We start from the raw sequence: 13397 nt of genomic DNA, 5'->3' as shown, positions 1-13397 counted from the left end.
CGGAGGAACGATGAAATACGGTCTCGTGGCGCTCTATACCGCGCTTGGCGCTCTTGCAATTCCGGCGGCGGCCGACACCGACGCCGCGGCGGCCCTGCGCGAAGGTGACATGAAGAAGCTGACCTTCCACGCCGAGCCCAAGCCCGCCGGCACCTCCGAGATCGAGACCTTCGAGGGCGAGGCCGCCTCGCTGGCCGATTACGAGGGCAAGTGGGCGCTGGTGAACTTCTGGGCGACATGGTGCGCGCCGTGCCGCGAAGAGATGCCGATGCTGTCGGATCTCCAGGCCGAACTGGGCGGCGACGACTTCGAGGTCGTGACCATTGCGACCGGCCGCAATCCCAAGCCGGCGATCCAGTCGTTCTTCGACGAGATCGGCGTCGACAACCTGCCGATGCTGCGCGATCCGAAATCCGGCCTCGGGCGCGAGATGGCGGTGCTGGGCCTGCCGATCACCGTCATACTGAACCCCGAAGGGCAGGAGGTCGCGCGGCTCCAGGGCGATGCGGACTGGTCGTCGGACAGCGCTACGGCTGTGATCGAGACGCTGATCGGGGCCGACGAGGGCGACGGCGGCGAGGGCTGAAACCCGCCGCGCTTACCGTTTGAGAAGACGCGACAGCAGCGACCTGGCCCCGCCGCGCGGGGACAGGAACGACTGCGCGATGTAGCCCTGCCGCTCGAGGAACTCGGCACGCGGATGGGCGGTCAGGCCCCAGTCGGTGATCCGCGCGATCTCCCATTCCTGCACTTGCCCGAGCCCGGTCGTGCGCGCGGCCTCGTGGTTGATCGACAGAAGGTCCGAGTGCGACCGTGCGATCAGGTCGAAGTAGTCGTTCTGCGTCTCGCGGGACATCTCCACCAGACCGTCGCAGTTCAGCACGAGCGCACGGTCGAGATCGTCCAGCGCGCCGAGGTCGAAGGCCGACACGAGGTCGACATGACCGGGCGCGTCCGACAGTTTCTCGGGCCAGAGCGCGCACGAGATGCCGTTCGCCCGCAGGAACGCACACTGCACGATGCCAACAATCGGCAGATCGACCAGCGTGTAGGGCATGTCGGCCCGCACAGCGACGTTCCACGCCATCCGGCCCAGCCCGCCGCCGATCTCGACCAGCCGCTCGTAGTCCCGCCCGGTCCGAAGCCGGTGGGCCAGCACCTCCCGCAGGTATCCAAGCGTCTGGATCTGCCGGTAGCCCAGCAGTCCGTGCTCTGTCTCTAGACCCCACGCCCCTTTTCCCGAGACCGGGAACGGCCTGTCGATGCCCAGCGCGATGCGCACGCCGTCGACCGTTTCGGCGGTCTGGTCCTCGGCCAGGTAGGGAAAGTTCTCGTTCTGCGCGGGATTCCAGGCGCGCCGCACTCCGAGCCCCGTCGCGAGCCGCATCAGCGCGTGGTAGCCGAGCCGTGCCCTCGCGTTGCGCTGCATCTTGTCGGTATCGAGCCTCTGCGTCTCGGTCGCGGCCTGGTCGAAGCCTTTCACCACCTGCCCGAGATGCAGCCGCGACAGCTCTTCCCCCAGTACCCTTGCATCCTGCGCGCCTACGGCTTCGGCCAACCCGGCCTGATGGTTTGCCGCGTGAACCGACCACACGGAGGTCTCGGGCGGCAGCGCGTTGACCTGCCGGTCGCCCACCTCGTCCAGAAGCCGCGCGACCTCGTCGGCGGGCAGAAGCGGATCCGGCCCGTCGGCACGGGCAAAGGCCGGCTTGACCTCGTAGACGGGCGCTTTGATGAGGCTCATCGGCAGTACGAGCCGCTGCGGTAGCGCGCGGTGTCGAAGTGGAAGTGATCCTGGTGGAACCGGTCCGAATCCGGCCCCAAGGTGGTGCCGAAGATACCACAGGCGGCGCCATAGGCCCGGCGCAGGATCGGCCCCTGGTTCTGGGTCCGCCAGCCGCCCAGGACCGTCATGTTCGTGCCGTCGCGCAGTCGGATCGCAGAAATGTCGATGGCACGGCCCTTGCCGTGTTCGGACACCTTGGCGCCGGGCTGGTTGTTGCGCGTCCGGCAGGCATAATGCGCCGCGATGCGGATCTCGGCCACGCCACCGCCGGCATTGCCGACCGCGGGCTTCAGGCCGCGATCCACCCACGACTTGAGAGCGCGCGCCGTGGTGCAATCGATCAGCGCCTGCTGGCTGAGCGGGATGCCGGAGACCGCGCGCACCTTCACGCCGTCGGCGATTCCGCAGGCGTTGATCCGGCCGGGCACGTAGCCCACGGCCTCGCCCTGGATCGCCGGGTCGCCGCAAATCTGACCGCGGCGGCGCTCCTGCTGGCGGGCCATCGCTTTCTGAACCAGTTCCTTGGTGCGCAGGATCGGGCGCAGCGCTGTCGCCACTGCCTGAGGACTGGCCTGCGCGAAGGCGCGGACGTCCACGCCCTCGTATCCCGGGAACTCCTCGATCGGATCTGCGCGCGGCACCGGCTCCATCCGCTCCCACCTCTGCAGCAACTGCGCGGCGATGACGGCCTCGTCCACGCTGTCGGGGCGGGCGGCCGGGCGGTTTGCGGCAGACAGGCGCGCGACGATGGTCCGCCGGGGCGCGGCGTCGTCCTCGGGCGGGACAGACACGGCCTTGCCCTCGGTGCTGTCCGCGGCGGCATTGGTGCCCTCGTCCGAATAGTCCGCCCGCGCCGCGGGGCGCAGCGAGGTGTCGGGAGCGAGGGCGGCGGCCGGTCCGGCCAGCGCGAGCGACAGAAGGACCAGCCGGATCATCTTTATCTCTCCACCTTGGCGCGCCCGAAATCCGGCGCATCGGTATCCTGCCCCGCCTCGATGATGCCGCGCCGGATCGCGCGGGTGCGGGTGAAGTAGTCGAAGAGCTGTTCGCCGTCGCCGGTGCGGATCGCGCGTTGCAGCGCGAACAGTTCCTCGGTGAAACGTCCGAGGATCTCGAGCGTGGCGTCCTTGTTGGTGAGGAACACGTCGCGCCACATGGTCGGGTCCGAGGCCGCGATGCGCGTGAAGTCCCGGAAACCGGCGGCGGAATACTTGATGACCTCGCTGTCGGTGACCCGGCGCAGGTCGTCGGCGACACCCACCATCGTGTAGGCGATCAGGTGCGGCGTGTGGCTGGTCACGGCAAGCACGAGATCGTGGTGGTCGGCGTCCATCTCGTCGACCTTGGCGCCCATGCCTTCCCAGTAGGCCCGCAGCCGGGCGCTAGCGTCTGCGTCCGTGCCCTCGACGGGCACAAGCAGGCACCAGCGGTTTTCGAACAGCGTCGCGAAGCCGGACTCGGGGCCGGAATGCTCGGTCCCCGCCAGCGGGTGGCCGGGCACGAAATGCACGCCCTCGGGCAGGTGCGGGGACACGTCATCGATCACCCGGCGCTTGACCGAACCCACGTCGGTGACCGTGGCGCCCGGCTTCAGGTGCGGGGCGATCTCGGCCGCGACGGAGGCCATCGCGCCCACCGGAACCGCCAGCACGACAAGATCGGCGTCGGCCACCGCCTCGGCTGCACTCTCGCAGACCTCGTGGCAGAGCCCGATGCGGCGGGCGGTCTCGCGCGTCGCCTCGGACCGGGCATAGCCCGACACGTGCCCGGCGAGCCCCGCGCGGCGCGTGGCCCAGAACATCGACGAGGCGATCAGCCCGAGGCCGATCAGCGCGACCTTGCCGTAAACTTCTCCTCTCATCGCTCCCCCGCCTTGAAGCGGCCGATGGCATGGGCGACCCGGCGGCATGACGCCTCGTCGCCCACGGTGATGCGCAAGGCGGCGGGCAGCTTGTAGCCGCCCACGCCGCGCACGATGATGCCCTCCGATTGCAGGAAGGCGTCGCAGGCGGCGGCCTCCTCGGGGTCGTGGAACCGCGCGAGGATGAAGTTGGCGCAGGACGTGTCGGACGGCACCCCGTGCGCCATCAGCGCCTCGGCCAGCCATGTCCGCAGTCGGGTGTTCTCGGCCCGGCACCGCTCGACGAACTCGGTGTCGCGGATCGACGCCTCGGCGGCGGCAAGTGCCGGGCCGGACAGGTTGAACGGTCCCCGGATGCGGTTCAGCACGTCGATGACGTGGGCGGGCGCGTAACCCCAGCCGACGCGCATCCCGCCAAGCCCGTAGAGCTTCGAGAAGGTCCGCGTCATCACCACGTTGTCAAGCGCCTCGACCAGCGCCGCGCCACCGTCGTAGCCCTCGACGAACTCGGCATATGCACCATCGAGCACCAGCATCGCGCGCTCGGGCAGGCCCGCCGCCAGCCGCTCGATCTCGGCAGTGCCGATCATCGTGCCGGTGGGATTGTTGGGATTGGCGATGAACACCAGCCGCGTCCGTTCGGTGCAGGCCGACAGGATCGCGTCGACATCGGTCACGCGCTCGGCCTCGGGCACCTCGACCGGTGTCGCACCGGCGGCCAGCGCGCCGATGCGGTAGATGGCGAAGCCGTGCTCGGTGTGGATCACCTCGTCGCCGGGCCCGCAATAGGCCTGGCACAGCAGGTGCAGGATCTCGTCCGACCCGACGCCACAGACGATCCGCGCGGGATCGAGATCCAGAACCTCGCCGATCGCGTCGCGCAGCGCGGCATGATCGGTCGGCGGGTAACGATGCATTTCGTGCAACACCCGGCGCACTGCCTCCTGCGCGGCAGGCGAGGGGCCGAACGGGTTCTCGTTGGAACTGAGCTTGACGACGTTCGAGACCCCGGCAACGCCGGACTTGCCCCCCTGGTAGGGAGAGATCTCGAGGATGCCGGGCTGCGGCGCGATCACGGTCATGGGCGGTCTCCTCGGGCCGTCATACTAGCCGCCCCGCCGGAGGAAAAGCGTCAATGGCCACGCGCGTCCGGGGCGGCATGGCGCGGCTCAGACCTCAACCGCGAACCGCTCCTGCGCGCCGACGTCGAAGACGCGCTTGTAGCGCTCGATCTGGTCGGCCGGGCCCATCGCCTTCTCGGGGTTGTCCGACAGCTTGACCGTGGGACGACCATCCGCCGCGACCGCCTTGCACACCAGGCTGAACGGCGCGAGCCGGTCGTCCGGGGCGAGACCCTTGAAGTCGTTGGTCAGCAGGGTCCCCCAGCCGAACGAGGTCCGCACACGACCCGAGAACTGCGCCTGGAGGGCCTCGATCCGGTCAACGTCCAGCCCGTCGGAGAAGATCACCAGCTTCTCGCGCGGGTCCTCGCCGCGGTCCTTCCACCAGCGGATCGCGGCTTCGGCGCCCTTGGCGGGGTCGCCGCTGTCGATGCGTATGCCGGTCCAGCCCGCCAGCCAGTCCGGCGCTCGTTCGAGGAAGCCCTCGGTCCCGAAGGTGTCGGGCAGGATGATCCGAAGGTTGCCGTCATGCTCTTCGTGCCAGTCGGCCAGCACGTCGTACGGCGCGCGCGCGAGCGCTTGGTCGTCATCGGCCAGCGCGGCGTAGACCATCGGCAACTCGTGCGCGTTGGTGCCGATGGCCTCCAGGTCGCGGTTCTTCGCGATCAGGCAATTCGACGTGCCGGTGAAGTTCGAACCCAGCCCTTCGCTCATCGCCCGGACGCACCAGTCCTGCCACAGGAACGAGTGCCGGCGCCGGGTGCCGAAGTCGGCTATCTTGAGACCCTCGATCTCGCGCAGGCGCTCGATCTTCTCCCACAGCTTGGTCATCGCGCGGGCATAAAGCACCTGAAGCTCGAACCGGCCCATGTCGTGCAGCACGGCGCGGCCCCGCAGTTCCATCAGCACGGCAAGCGCGGGAATCTCCCACAGCATGACCTCGGGCCACGCGCCCTCGAAGGTCAGCTCGTATTGATCGCCCACGCGCTCGAGGTGGTAGGCTGGCAGGCGCAGGTTCTCGAACCACTCCATGAAGTCGGGGCGGAACATCTGGCGCTTGCCGTAGAAGGTATTGCCGCGCAGCCACGTCGACTCCCCGCGCGTCAGCGACAGCGACCGGATGTGGTCGAGCTGTTCGCGCAGCTCGCCTTCGTCGATCAGCCTGGCCAGCGGCACCGATGTCGTCCGGTTGATGAGGCTGAAGGTCACCTGCGTGTCGGGCTTGTTGCGAAACACCGACTGGCACATCAGCAGCTTGTAAAAGTCCGTATCGATCAGCGAGCGGACGATCGGGTCGATCTTCCACTTGTGGTTCCAGACTCGTGTGGCGATGTCGACCAAGGGCACCTCCTGCGGCAATTCCCCCGTTTAAAGAGGCCGCACCGAGCAAAGACAAGGGCGCCACCCCCGTTCCGGGCCGATGCAGGTGTCAGGAGGCGGCCAGTTTCACCCCGGCCTCCGTCATCGCCGCCTCGGCCGCGGCGCGCGAACCGTCGACGTCGATCGCCCTGCAAAGATCCGTCCGCACCGTCGCCTCGAAGCCCAGCCGACGCGCGTCCTGCGCCGACCACGCGACGCAGAAGTCCAGCGCGAGCCCCACGAAGGTCAGCTCGGCAATGCCCCGCTCGCGCAGGTACCCAGCAAGGCCGGTATGTGTTTCGTGGTCGTTCTCGAAGAAGGCCGAGTAGCTGTCGACGTTGCGGCGAAAGCCCTTGCGGACGATCATCTCGGCCCGGTCGGTGCGCAGATCGGGATGGAAATCGGCCCCGTCGGAGCCGATCACGCAATGGTCGGGCCAGAGAACCTGCGTGCCGTAGGGCATGTCTACCGTTTCGAGCGGCGCCTTGCCCGCGTGCTGCGAGGCGAAGGACGAGTGGCCCTCGGGGTGCCAGTCCTGCGTCAGGACCACGGCGCCGGCCTCGTCCATCAGCGCGTTGATCGGCGCGACCACGGCGTCGCCGTCCGGCACGGCCAGCGCTCCGCCGCCGCAGAAATCCCGTTGCACGTCGATCACGATCAGCGCCTGCATGGTGCATCTCCGTCCTGTCCGGTGTCGCGGCAGAGCCTAGCCTCGTGCGACCCGGCCGCAACCCCGGCGCGCGCCTCTTGATCGCGGGCGGCGCGCTCCGTATTTCGCCGCCATGTATACCGTTGCCGCGCTCTACCAGTTCGCCCCGTTCGAGGACCCCGCCGCCCTGCAGCCGGGGCTCGAGGCCCGTGCGCGCGAATGCGGCGTCACCGGCACGTTGCTTCTGGCGCACGAGGGGATCAACGGCACGGTCGCCGGACCCGAGGACGGCATCGCGCGACTGATCGACCGCATCCGCGCCCTGCCCGGCTGCACGGAACTCGAGGTGAAGTATTCCACCGCCGAAGACCGGCCCTTCGCGCGCCTCAAGGTGCGGCTCAAGAAGGAGATCGTCACCCTCGGCCAGCCCGGCGTCGACCCGCGCGCGGCCACCGGCCATTACGTGACACCCGAAGAGTGGACCGACTTCATCCGCCAGCCCGACGTGGCGGTGATCGACACCCGCAACGACTACGAGGTCGCCATCGGCACCTTCGAGGGCGCGGTCGACCCCGAAACCAAGAGCTTCCGTGACTTCCCCGCGTGGTGGGAGAAGAACAAGGACCGCTTTCACAACAAGCGGATCGCGATGTTCTGCACCGGCGGCATCCGCTGCGAGAAGTCGACGAACTACCTGATGTCGCAAGGAGTCGAGGAGGTCTACCACCTCAAGGGCGGCATCCTGAACTACCTCGAAAACGTGCCCGAGGCCGACAGCGCGTGGCAGGGCGAGTGCTTCGTCTTCGACGGGCGGGTGTCCGTGGGCCACGGCCTGCGCGAAGGGCCGCATCTGCTGTGCCATGCCTGCCGCCGCCCGATCAGGCCCGAGGATCGCGCCCGCCCCGAGTTCGAGGAGGGTGTCGCCTGCCACCAGTGTGCGCACGAGACCACCGAGGCCGACAAGGCGCGCTTCCGCGAGCGGCAGAAGCAGATCGCGCTAGCCCGCGCGCGGGGCGAAACCCATCTGGCCGGGGACGATTAGCGCTGTTTGCGCGCCGCCCGATCCACTTTCGTGGTAAGATTGGCGCCACGCCCCCGGATGCGCCGGGAGGCGTGGCGCCGGTCCTGTAGCCAACAGGAACGATCGCGGGGCGAGCCTGCCCCGCGTATCCGCGACCCACTTGGGAAGACAGCGGCCGCGGATCCGGGCTGACCGGCTCCCGCCCTCGTCGGCGGGGGCCGGCGTGCGTCAGTCGTAGACCGGCGATCCGGTGGTCGCGAGCTCGGGCCAGTCACCGATCACGTTCAGACCCTGCATCGGCTGCTGATAGCCCTTGTGACAGGTCTTGCACGCGGCCTTGGGTGCGTCGCCGTGCAGCGGTCCGAGACGGATCTCGGGATACACGTCTTGCAGCGGGACCAGGTACTCTTGGTTCATCTCCCGCACCATCGCGATGCCGAGGCTTTCCGTCGCCCATTGCGGCGTGACCTGCCCCCCATCGTAGAACGCGCGGGTGTTGTGGCAGAACGTGCAGTTCACCCCCAGCGAGTTCGAGACGTAGTTCATCAGCGAGTAGGTCCGCTCTGCGTCCTGCCAGGTGGCGGTGTCCTCCTGCCAGGGCCGCGCGTCGACGTGGCTCTGGAAGTCGTGGACCCCGATCGGGCCGTCCGACAGCAGGTAGGTCTCGAGCGCATCCGACGGCAGCGAGGTATACTGCGACTGGACCGTCACACGGTTCTGCACCGCGCCCCAGCCCTCCATCGTGTCGCCGAGAGGCGTCTGTCTGAACCAGATCTCGGACGGGACATTCTGGCCGCGGTGGCAGGTGTAGCAGTTGACCCCGACCTCGGCGTTGGCCTGGACGTGACCGGCCCACGCCTCATTGATGTTCTGGGTCATCTCGATCATCCGCCGCGACACCACCTTCGTGTAAAGGTCGTCCGAAGCGTAGGTCTCGATCCCGCCGTTGCCGTGGCAGTAGGCGCAGCCTTGCTCGGGCGCGACCCATTGCGTGATCGCCGCCATGAGCCGGTTGAAGTTGTCCTCGGTCAGATCGCCGAGAACCTGGACGTTCTCGTAGACCTCCGATGCCCGGGGGTCGTCGGCAGACACCGGGAACGGCTCATCGCTGTAGTAGTTGGCGATGGTCGGATCGATGTCGGTGACTTCGGACACGAACTCGGGCTGGACCATGCCGGTCCCGCGCGGGCCGGTCTGCATGGACTTGGTCTTGAACGGCTGTCCCGCCGAGATCAGCAGAGCCGCCACCAGGACCGCGCCGCCCACGGCGCCGACGAGAACCGCCGGGCCGTAGATGTCGACGGGCTTGTCCCGGTTCCAGTTGGTGAACCACTTCGGAAGCATGGCTCAGTCCCCCCCTTGCGAGATGAAGCCCTGGTAGTCGTAGCCGTAGGCTTCGTATCCGTAGGCGCCGTCATAGGTGGGGGCGAAGTGATGCTCCTGCGCCCAGACGAACCAGTTGTCGACGACCGTGCCGGTCAGCAGGATGCCGATGCCGCCGGTGATCGGGGTGAGGACCGCGAACCACCACGCCCAGCGGTGGATGCCCTCCATCGTGGCGTTGAAGCCCATGGTCCAGCGCCAGAAGAGGGCGGCGCGTTCGGACGCCGTTCCGCGGTCGACGATCTGCTCGAGCTCGCGGTCGCCGCCGTAGCGGGTGACGGCAAGGATCGTCGCCCCGTGCATCGCGAAGAGCAGCACCGAGCCGTAGAGGAACACGATGCTCAGGCAGTGGAACGGGTTGTAGTAGAGGTTGCCGTAGCGGATCGAGAACGCCGTGGTCCAGTCGAGGTGCGGGAAGATGCCGTAGGGCACCGCCTCGGACCACGACCCCATCAGGATCGGCCGGAAGAGGCCCAGCACCAGGAACAGCCAGATCGCCGAGCCGAACGCCCAGAAGACGTGCTTGCCCATCTTCTGTTCCTTGGCCAGCAGGTAGGATCGCGCCCACCACGTCATCACCGACACCAGAAGGAAGAAGCTGGCGATGATGTACCAGCCGCCGTCATAGAGCGGCGGGATTTTCAGGCCGTATTCCGGGCTTGGCGGCTCGAGCGCCAGCCAGAAGCCCTGACGGATGAACTCGGGGATCGACCAGTCGACCTGCGCCAGCATGTTGAAGCCGACGATGTTCAGCGCGATCAGGAATGTCGCCGCCGACACCATGCCGGTCCAGCCGAGGTAGATCGGCCCGATCTGCGCGTTGCCGAACCAGCCCGCGAGGGTCGAGAAGAAGGGCGGCAGCGTGCGCTCTTCCATCATCTGGCCGTTGTCGTTCATCCCCCATTCCGGGGTGCCCTGCACCTGGGTCTGGGTAAAGATGTTCTGGTATTCCACCTTCCAGGTCATGGCTCACACTCCCCCGTTGGCGACCGGACCCCAGATCGGCATCTCGAGCCACCAGTTCCACCACTCGGGCCAGCCCTTGGTCCAGACCGGTCCCGAAATGATGATGCAGACCGCCGACCAGAAGCCGGCGTTGAGCGCGAGCAGAAGGCCCACGCGGTGGATGCCCAGCGTGCCGACCGAGTAGCCGATGAAGTCCCGGAAGAACGTGTCCTCGTGGTCGGGGGTCTTCATGGTCTCGCCCTTCTCGGGGTTCGCCGCCGAGAGGATCAGCGCGCCGTGCAGCGCGAGCGCGAGCGTGGTGGTGAAGAAGAACGTCACCGCCAGCATGTGCGCCGGGTTGTAGTGGAAGTGCAGGTAGGCGTAGCCGGTGTTCGACACCCAGTCGAGGTGGGCGAAGATGCCGTATGGAAAGGCATGGCCCCAAGCGCCCATGAGAAGCGGACGGAACACCACCAGGGTCAGGTAGGCGAGGATCGCGACGCTGAAGGCGAACGGGACGTGATAGCCCATGCCCAGCTTGCGGCAGATCTCGACCTCGCGCAGAGCCCAACTGCAGAAGGCGCCGATGGCGCAGATCGTGATGACCTGCCACAGCCCGCCCTCCATCAGCGGCGCGGCGCCCAGACCGTAGCTGAGGTCCGGCGGCGCGATGTTGATGAGCCAGGGATTGAACGTGCCCTGGTGCGCCGCGCCCCAGAAGATTAGGATCGTGCCCAACAAGGCGAAGAAGGCGGTCGTGACACCGAAGAAGCCCACATAGAAAGGCCCCACCCAGAAGTCGAACAGATCGCCGCCGATCAGCGTCCCTCCGCGGACGCGGTATTTCTTTTCGAAGGTGAGCAGTGCCATCGTCCGTCTCCGCGTTTGGCGGCCGCGTCCGGCGCGTGCGCCGGGGGCCGTCGCTCCCTACTTGCGTTTGCCGCGGCCGGGCCGGTGCCTGGGCACCCGGATCCCGCCCGCGGCGGTCTTGTCGGTGCGATGGCGCGGCACGCGGGGTCCGCGTGCCGGCACCATCAGCCTGCGCCGCCGGCGGCGGCGGCCGTCTCGAACCAGTTCACGCCGTTCGACAGAACGACGAGGTGGATCATGACGGCGAGCAGGAAGAGGAAGACGCCCTGCGCCACGAAGACGCGGCGGGGGTCGAAGATGAGCCAGATCTTGTAGAACTTTGCCATTTCGTTGCCTCCCTCAGAACCACGGACGCCAGATGAACGTGGCCAGGTGGGCCACAACTGCCACCGCCGAGAACAGCCAGAGGCCGCTCATGTAGACGGAATGCAGTTCCTGCGCCTGCTCGTCGGTGAGACCTGTGAAGGACAGGTCGGTCGGATCAGCCATGAACTTTCCTCCGGAACGTTATGCTGACGCCGCGACACCCTCGCGGCCGGGTCCCCGCGGACGCTGACGCGCCCGAAGGGCTGTCCGCCCCCGAGCCGAGGGGCGGTCAGTCTCTTGCCCGGCTTACGCCGAGAACAGGATCGGCGTGATCCGGTCCGCCTCGGCCCAGGCCCGGGCGAGCGGTCCGTGCAGGTTCAGCGTCTGCTTCTGGAACACCTCCAGAAGCCAGAACGCCGTGGCGAAGGGGATCGCCAGCACGAAGATCAGGCTGAAATAGATGAAGAACTCGGTCCCCCGTTTCGCCGCGTGGCGCCGGCGGGGCATGTCGCTGGTGAAGTCGCTCATGAGGTCTGTCCTCCTCTGGCTGGGTCGAGAGATGTGACGGTCTCGCGCACCACGCGCGACGCGCCCTGTTCCAGCGCGGCCGCCTCGGCGGCGTCGCGCAACTGCTTGGCGGCGGAAATGCGGGTCAGGATCGGGTGGGTGGCCACGATCCGGTCGAGCTCGGCCTGCGCGTCGGCATCCCAGGCCATGTCGCGCCGCATCGGGGTCGGCGTGGCGGGACCGGCATCCATCTGGCTGCCCAGCGGCAGGATGTGGAAGAGCGCGTCAAAAAGCCCGTTGCAGACCTCCTGAAGCAGGTAGGTCGCCCCGGCGTAGCCCATCATCGGCGTGCCCGTGGCCCGCCGGATTGCCGCGCCTGGAAAGCTTGCTGGAATGAAGGCCGGTTGCGGCCCGTGCCCGGAGCGTGCCTCCGCGAGGTACATCTTCTCGTTGATCGACCCGAGCACCACCAGCGGCCGGTGCTGCGCCAGCTTCGCGCGCACCGCGTCGTTGTCGGTCTTCTGACCGGCCACCCGTGCCACGGCGAAGGCGCAGGGCAGCCCGAGATCGCCCTCGAGGTACTTGCGGATGCCCCGTGCGTAGGTCTCGTTCGCCACGATCGCGAAGGACGCCGTGGCGAAGAAATCCTGCGTCACCGACCGCCACAGGTCCCACACGGGCTTCAGCGTCGAATGCTTCTCCCGCTCGATGAACGGCTCGGGGTCGAGACCCGTCAGCTCACCCAGCTTGCGCAGGAACAACGTCGTCGACTCCATCCCGATGGGCGCCTGCAGGTAGGGCTTGTTCAGCACCTCGCAGAGCCCGCGGCCGAACTCCCGGTACATGCAAACGTTGACGTCCGCGTTCACCAGCCCGCGCATCTCGGCCAGGTGCGCACCCAGCGGCATCACCATGTTGACCTCGGCGCCGATCCCCTCGACCAGGCGCCGGATCTCGGCCAGGTCCGAGGGCATGTTGAACGTGCCATACATCGGCCCGAGGATGTTGACGCGCGGCCTGTCGCCCTCGGCGCGCTTCTTCTCGGGGGGCATCCGGCCCTTCGTCATGCCGAACTCGGTGAACAGCCAGGTCATCGCCCGGTCGGCCGCCTGCCACTGGTCCTCGTCGATCGTGCGCGGCAGGAACCGTTGCAGGTTCGTGCCCTGCGGCGTGACGCCCCCGCCGATCATCTCGGCGATCGAGCCGGTCACCACCACCGCCGGCAACGCCGGGTCGAGCGTACCCCAGGCCCGCTTCATCGCCCCCTCGGTGCCGTCGCGGCCCAGCTCCTCCTCGCCAAGACCGGTCACCACGATCGGCAGCTCGTGCGGCGGCAGCGCGTCGGTGTAGTGCAGGACGCTCGTCACCGGCAGGTTCTCGCAGCCCACCGGCCCGTCGATCACCACCTGCAACCCCTTCACGGCGCAGAAGGCATAGACCGCCCCCCAGTATCCGCCCGCGCGGTCGTGGTCCTGGATCAGCATGACAGGTCCCTCCGCGCTTCTTCTCGGTGAAAATACTCCGGGGGAGGCGCGGCGGAGGCCGCGACGGGGGCAGCGCCCCCCGCGCTCGCGCGCCGCTCTGATGTG

15 protein-coding genes are annotated in these 13397 nt (G+C 68.0%); 2 read left to right on the top strand and 13 right to left on the bottom strand.

Features of this window, described 5'->3' with window-relative positions:
* Positions 1–10: 10 nt before the first annotated feature.
* Positions 11–586, top strand: coding sequence for a TlpA family protein disulfide reductase (locus tag BMX29_RS10195; RefSeq protein ID WP_244889207.1), 576 nt, complete (start codon positions 11–13; stop codon positions 584–586).
* A gap of 12 nt (positions 587–598) precedes the next feature.
* Here the strand turns inward: BMX29_RS10195 and BMX29_RS10190 are convergent, their stop codons facing one another.
* The 6 genes from BMX29_RS10190 to pncA form a co-directional block, all read right to left on the bottom strand.
* Complete coding sequence (locus BMX29_RS10190; RefSeq protein ID WP_092812428.1) at positions 599–1744, bottom strand: class I SAM-dependent methyltransferase; 1146 nt, start codon at positions 1742–1744, stop codon at positions 599–601.
* Positions 1741–2721 (bottom strand): extensin-like domain-containing protein, encoded by a 981-nt coding sequence (locus BMX29_RS10185; protein WP_092812426.1) that lies wholly within the window; start codon positions 2719–2721, stop codon positions 1741–1743. Before BMX29_RS10185 ends, BMX29_RS10190 begins: the two co-directional genes overlap by 4 nt.
* Before the next feature lie 2 nt (positions 2722–2723).
* The gene (locus tag BMX29_RS10180; RefSeq protein ID WP_092812424.1) at positions 2724–3647 is read right to left on the bottom strand and encodes a prephenate/arogenate dehydrogenase family protein; all 924 of its coding nucleotides are present in this window, start codon (positions 3645–3647) and stop codon (positions 2724–2726) included.
* Positions 3644–4729, bottom strand: a complete 1086-nt coding sequence (gene hisC / locus BMX29_RS10175) for a histidinol-phosphate transaminase (protein ID WP_092812422.1) — start codon at positions 4727–4729, stop codon at positions 3644–3646. Before hisC ends, BMX29_RS10180 begins: the two co-directional genes overlap by 4 nt.
* An 87-nt stretch (positions 4730–4816) precedes the next feature.
* Positions 4817–6109: a nicotinate phosphoribosyltransferase gene (gene pncB, locus BMX29_RS10170; protein ID WP_092812420.1), complete on the bottom strand. Its 1293-nt coding sequence runs from the start codon at positions 6107–6109 to the stop codon at positions 4817–4819.
* Between the two features lie 88 nt (positions 6110–6197).
* Entirely contained in the window at positions 6198–6797 is a 600-nt protein-coding gene (pncA, locus tag BMX29_RS10165) for a bifunctional nicotinamidase/pyrazinamidase (protein ID WP_092812418.1), read from the bottom strand.
* A 112-nt stretch (positions 6798–6909) separates the two neighbouring features.
* On the opposite strand from pncA, the gene trhO reads away from it, so the two are divergent.
* Positions 6910–7818 (top strand): oxygen-dependent tRNA uridine(34) hydroxylase TrhO, encoded by a 909-nt coding sequence (gene trhO / locus BMX29_RS10160; protein WP_092812416.1) that lies wholly within the window; start codon positions 6910–6912, stop codon positions 7816–7818.
* A gap of 207 nt (positions 7819–8025) precedes the next feature.
* Here the strand turns inward: trhO and pufC are convergent, their stop codons facing one another.
* From pufC to bchZ, 7 genes are all read right to left on the bottom strand, one after another.
* A complete protein-coding gene (pufC, locus tag BMX29_RS10155) occupies positions 8026–9141 on the bottom strand; it encodes a photosynthetic reaction center cytochrome PufC (protein ID WP_092812414.1) in 1116 nt (371 codons plus the stop codon).
* A 3-nt stretch (positions 9142–9144) separates the two neighbouring features.
* Complete coding sequence (gene pufM / locus BMX29_RS10150; RefSeq protein WP_092812412.1) at positions 9145–10146, bottom strand: photosynthetic reaction center subunit M; 1002 nt, start codon at positions 10144–10146, stop codon at positions 9145–9147.
* 3 nt (positions 10147–10149) lie between these two features.
* Positions 10150–10995 carry a photosynthetic reaction center subunit L gene (gene pufL, locus BMX29_RS10145; RefSeq protein ID WP_043845229.1) on the bottom strand — a complete coding sequence of 282 codons (846 nt, stop codon included), beginning with the start codon at positions 10993–10995 and terminating at the stop codon, positions 10150–10152.
* Positions 10996–11159: 164 nt separating this feature from the next.
* A complete protein-coding gene (pufA, locus tag BMX29_RS10140; RefSeq protein ID WP_037259287.1) occupies positions 11160–11321 on the bottom strand; it encodes a light-harvesting antenna LH1, alpha subunit in 162 nt (53 codons plus the stop codon).
* A gap of 13 nt (positions 11322–11334) precedes the next feature.
* Positions 11335–11484 (bottom strand): light-harvesting antenna LH1, beta subunit, encoded by a 150-nt coding sequence (gene pufB / locus BMX29_RS10135; protein ID WP_037259290.1) that lies wholly within the window; start codon positions 11482–11484, stop codon positions 11335–11337.
* A gap of 123 nt (positions 11485–11607) precedes the next feature.
* Positions 11608–11829, bottom strand: coding sequence for a cytochrome PufQ (gene pufQ, locus BMX29_RS10130; protein WP_043845231.1), 222 nt, complete (start codon positions 11827–11829; stop codon positions 11608–11610).
* Positions 11826–13292: a chlorophyllide a reductase subunit Z gene (gene bchZ, locus BMX29_RS10125; protein ID WP_092812410.1), complete on the bottom strand. Its 1467-nt coding sequence runs from the start codon at positions 13290–13292 to the stop codon at positions 11826–11828. The genes pufQ and bchZ overlap by 4 nt, the downstream gene beginning before the upstream one ends.
* Between the last annotated feature and the right edge of the window lie 105 nt (positions 13293–13397).

Source organism: Roseivivax marinus (assembly GCF_900109705.1).
Classification (GTDB): Bacteria; Pseudomonadota; Alphaproteobacteria; order Rhodobacterales; family Rhodobacteraceae; genus Roseivivax; species Roseivivax marinus.
This window is presented reverse-complemented; position numbering and strand designations above follow the sequence as displayed.

Coding starts and splice junctions, on each gene's coding strand:
- pncA (WP_092812418.1), bottom strand. CDS start 6,797: ATGCAGGCGCTGATCGTGATCGACGTGCAACGGGATTTCTGCGGCGGC.
- pufA (WP_037259287.1), bottom strand. CDS start 11,321: ATGGCAAAGTTCTACAAGATCTGGCTCATCTTCGACCCCCGCCGCGTC.
- bchZ (WP_092812410.1), bottom strand. CDS start 13,292: ATGCTGATCCAGGACCACGACCGCGCGGGCGGATACTGGGGGGCGGTC.
- trhO (WP_092812416.1), top strand. CDS start 6,910: ATGTATACCGTTGCCGCGCTCTACCAGTTCGCCCCGTTCGAGGACCCC.
- BMX29_RS10185 (WP_092812426.1), bottom strand. CDS start 2,721: ATGATCCGGCTGGTCCTTCTGTCGCTCGCGCTGGCCGGACCGGCCGCC.
- hisC (WP_092812422.1), bottom strand. CDS start 4,729: ATGACCGTGATCGCGCCGCAGCCCGGCATCCTCGAGATCTCTCCCTAC.
- BMX29_RS10195 (WP_244889207.1), top strand. CDS start 11: ATGAAATACGGTCTCGTGGCGCTCTATACCGCGCTTGGCGCTCTTGCA.
- pufL (WP_043845229.1), bottom strand. CDS start 10,995: ATGGCACTGCTCACCTTCGAAAAGAAATACCGCGTCCGCGGAGGGACG.
- BMX29_RS10180 (WP_092812424.1), bottom strand. CDS start 3,647: ATGAGAGGAGAAGTTTACGGCAAGGTCGCGCTGATCGGCCTCGGGCTG.
- BMX29_RS10190 (WP_092812428.1), bottom strand. CDS start 1,744: ATGAGCCTCATCAAAGCGCCCGTCTACGAGGTCAAGCCGGCCTTTGCC.
- pufC (WP_092812414.1), bottom strand. CDS start 9,141: ATGCTTCCGAAGTGGTTCACCAACTGGAACCGGGACAAGCCCGTCGAC.
- pufQ (WP_043845231.1), bottom strand. CDS start 11,829: ATGAGCGACTTCACCAGCGACATGCCCCGCCGGCGCCACGCGGCGAAA.
- pufM (WP_092812412.1), bottom strand. CDS start 10,146: ATGACCTGGAAGGTGGAATACCAGAACATCTTTACCCAGACCCAGGTG.
- pufB (WP_037259290.1), bottom strand. CDS start 11,484: ATGGCTGATCCGACCGACCTGTCCTTCACAGGTCTCACCGACGAGCAG.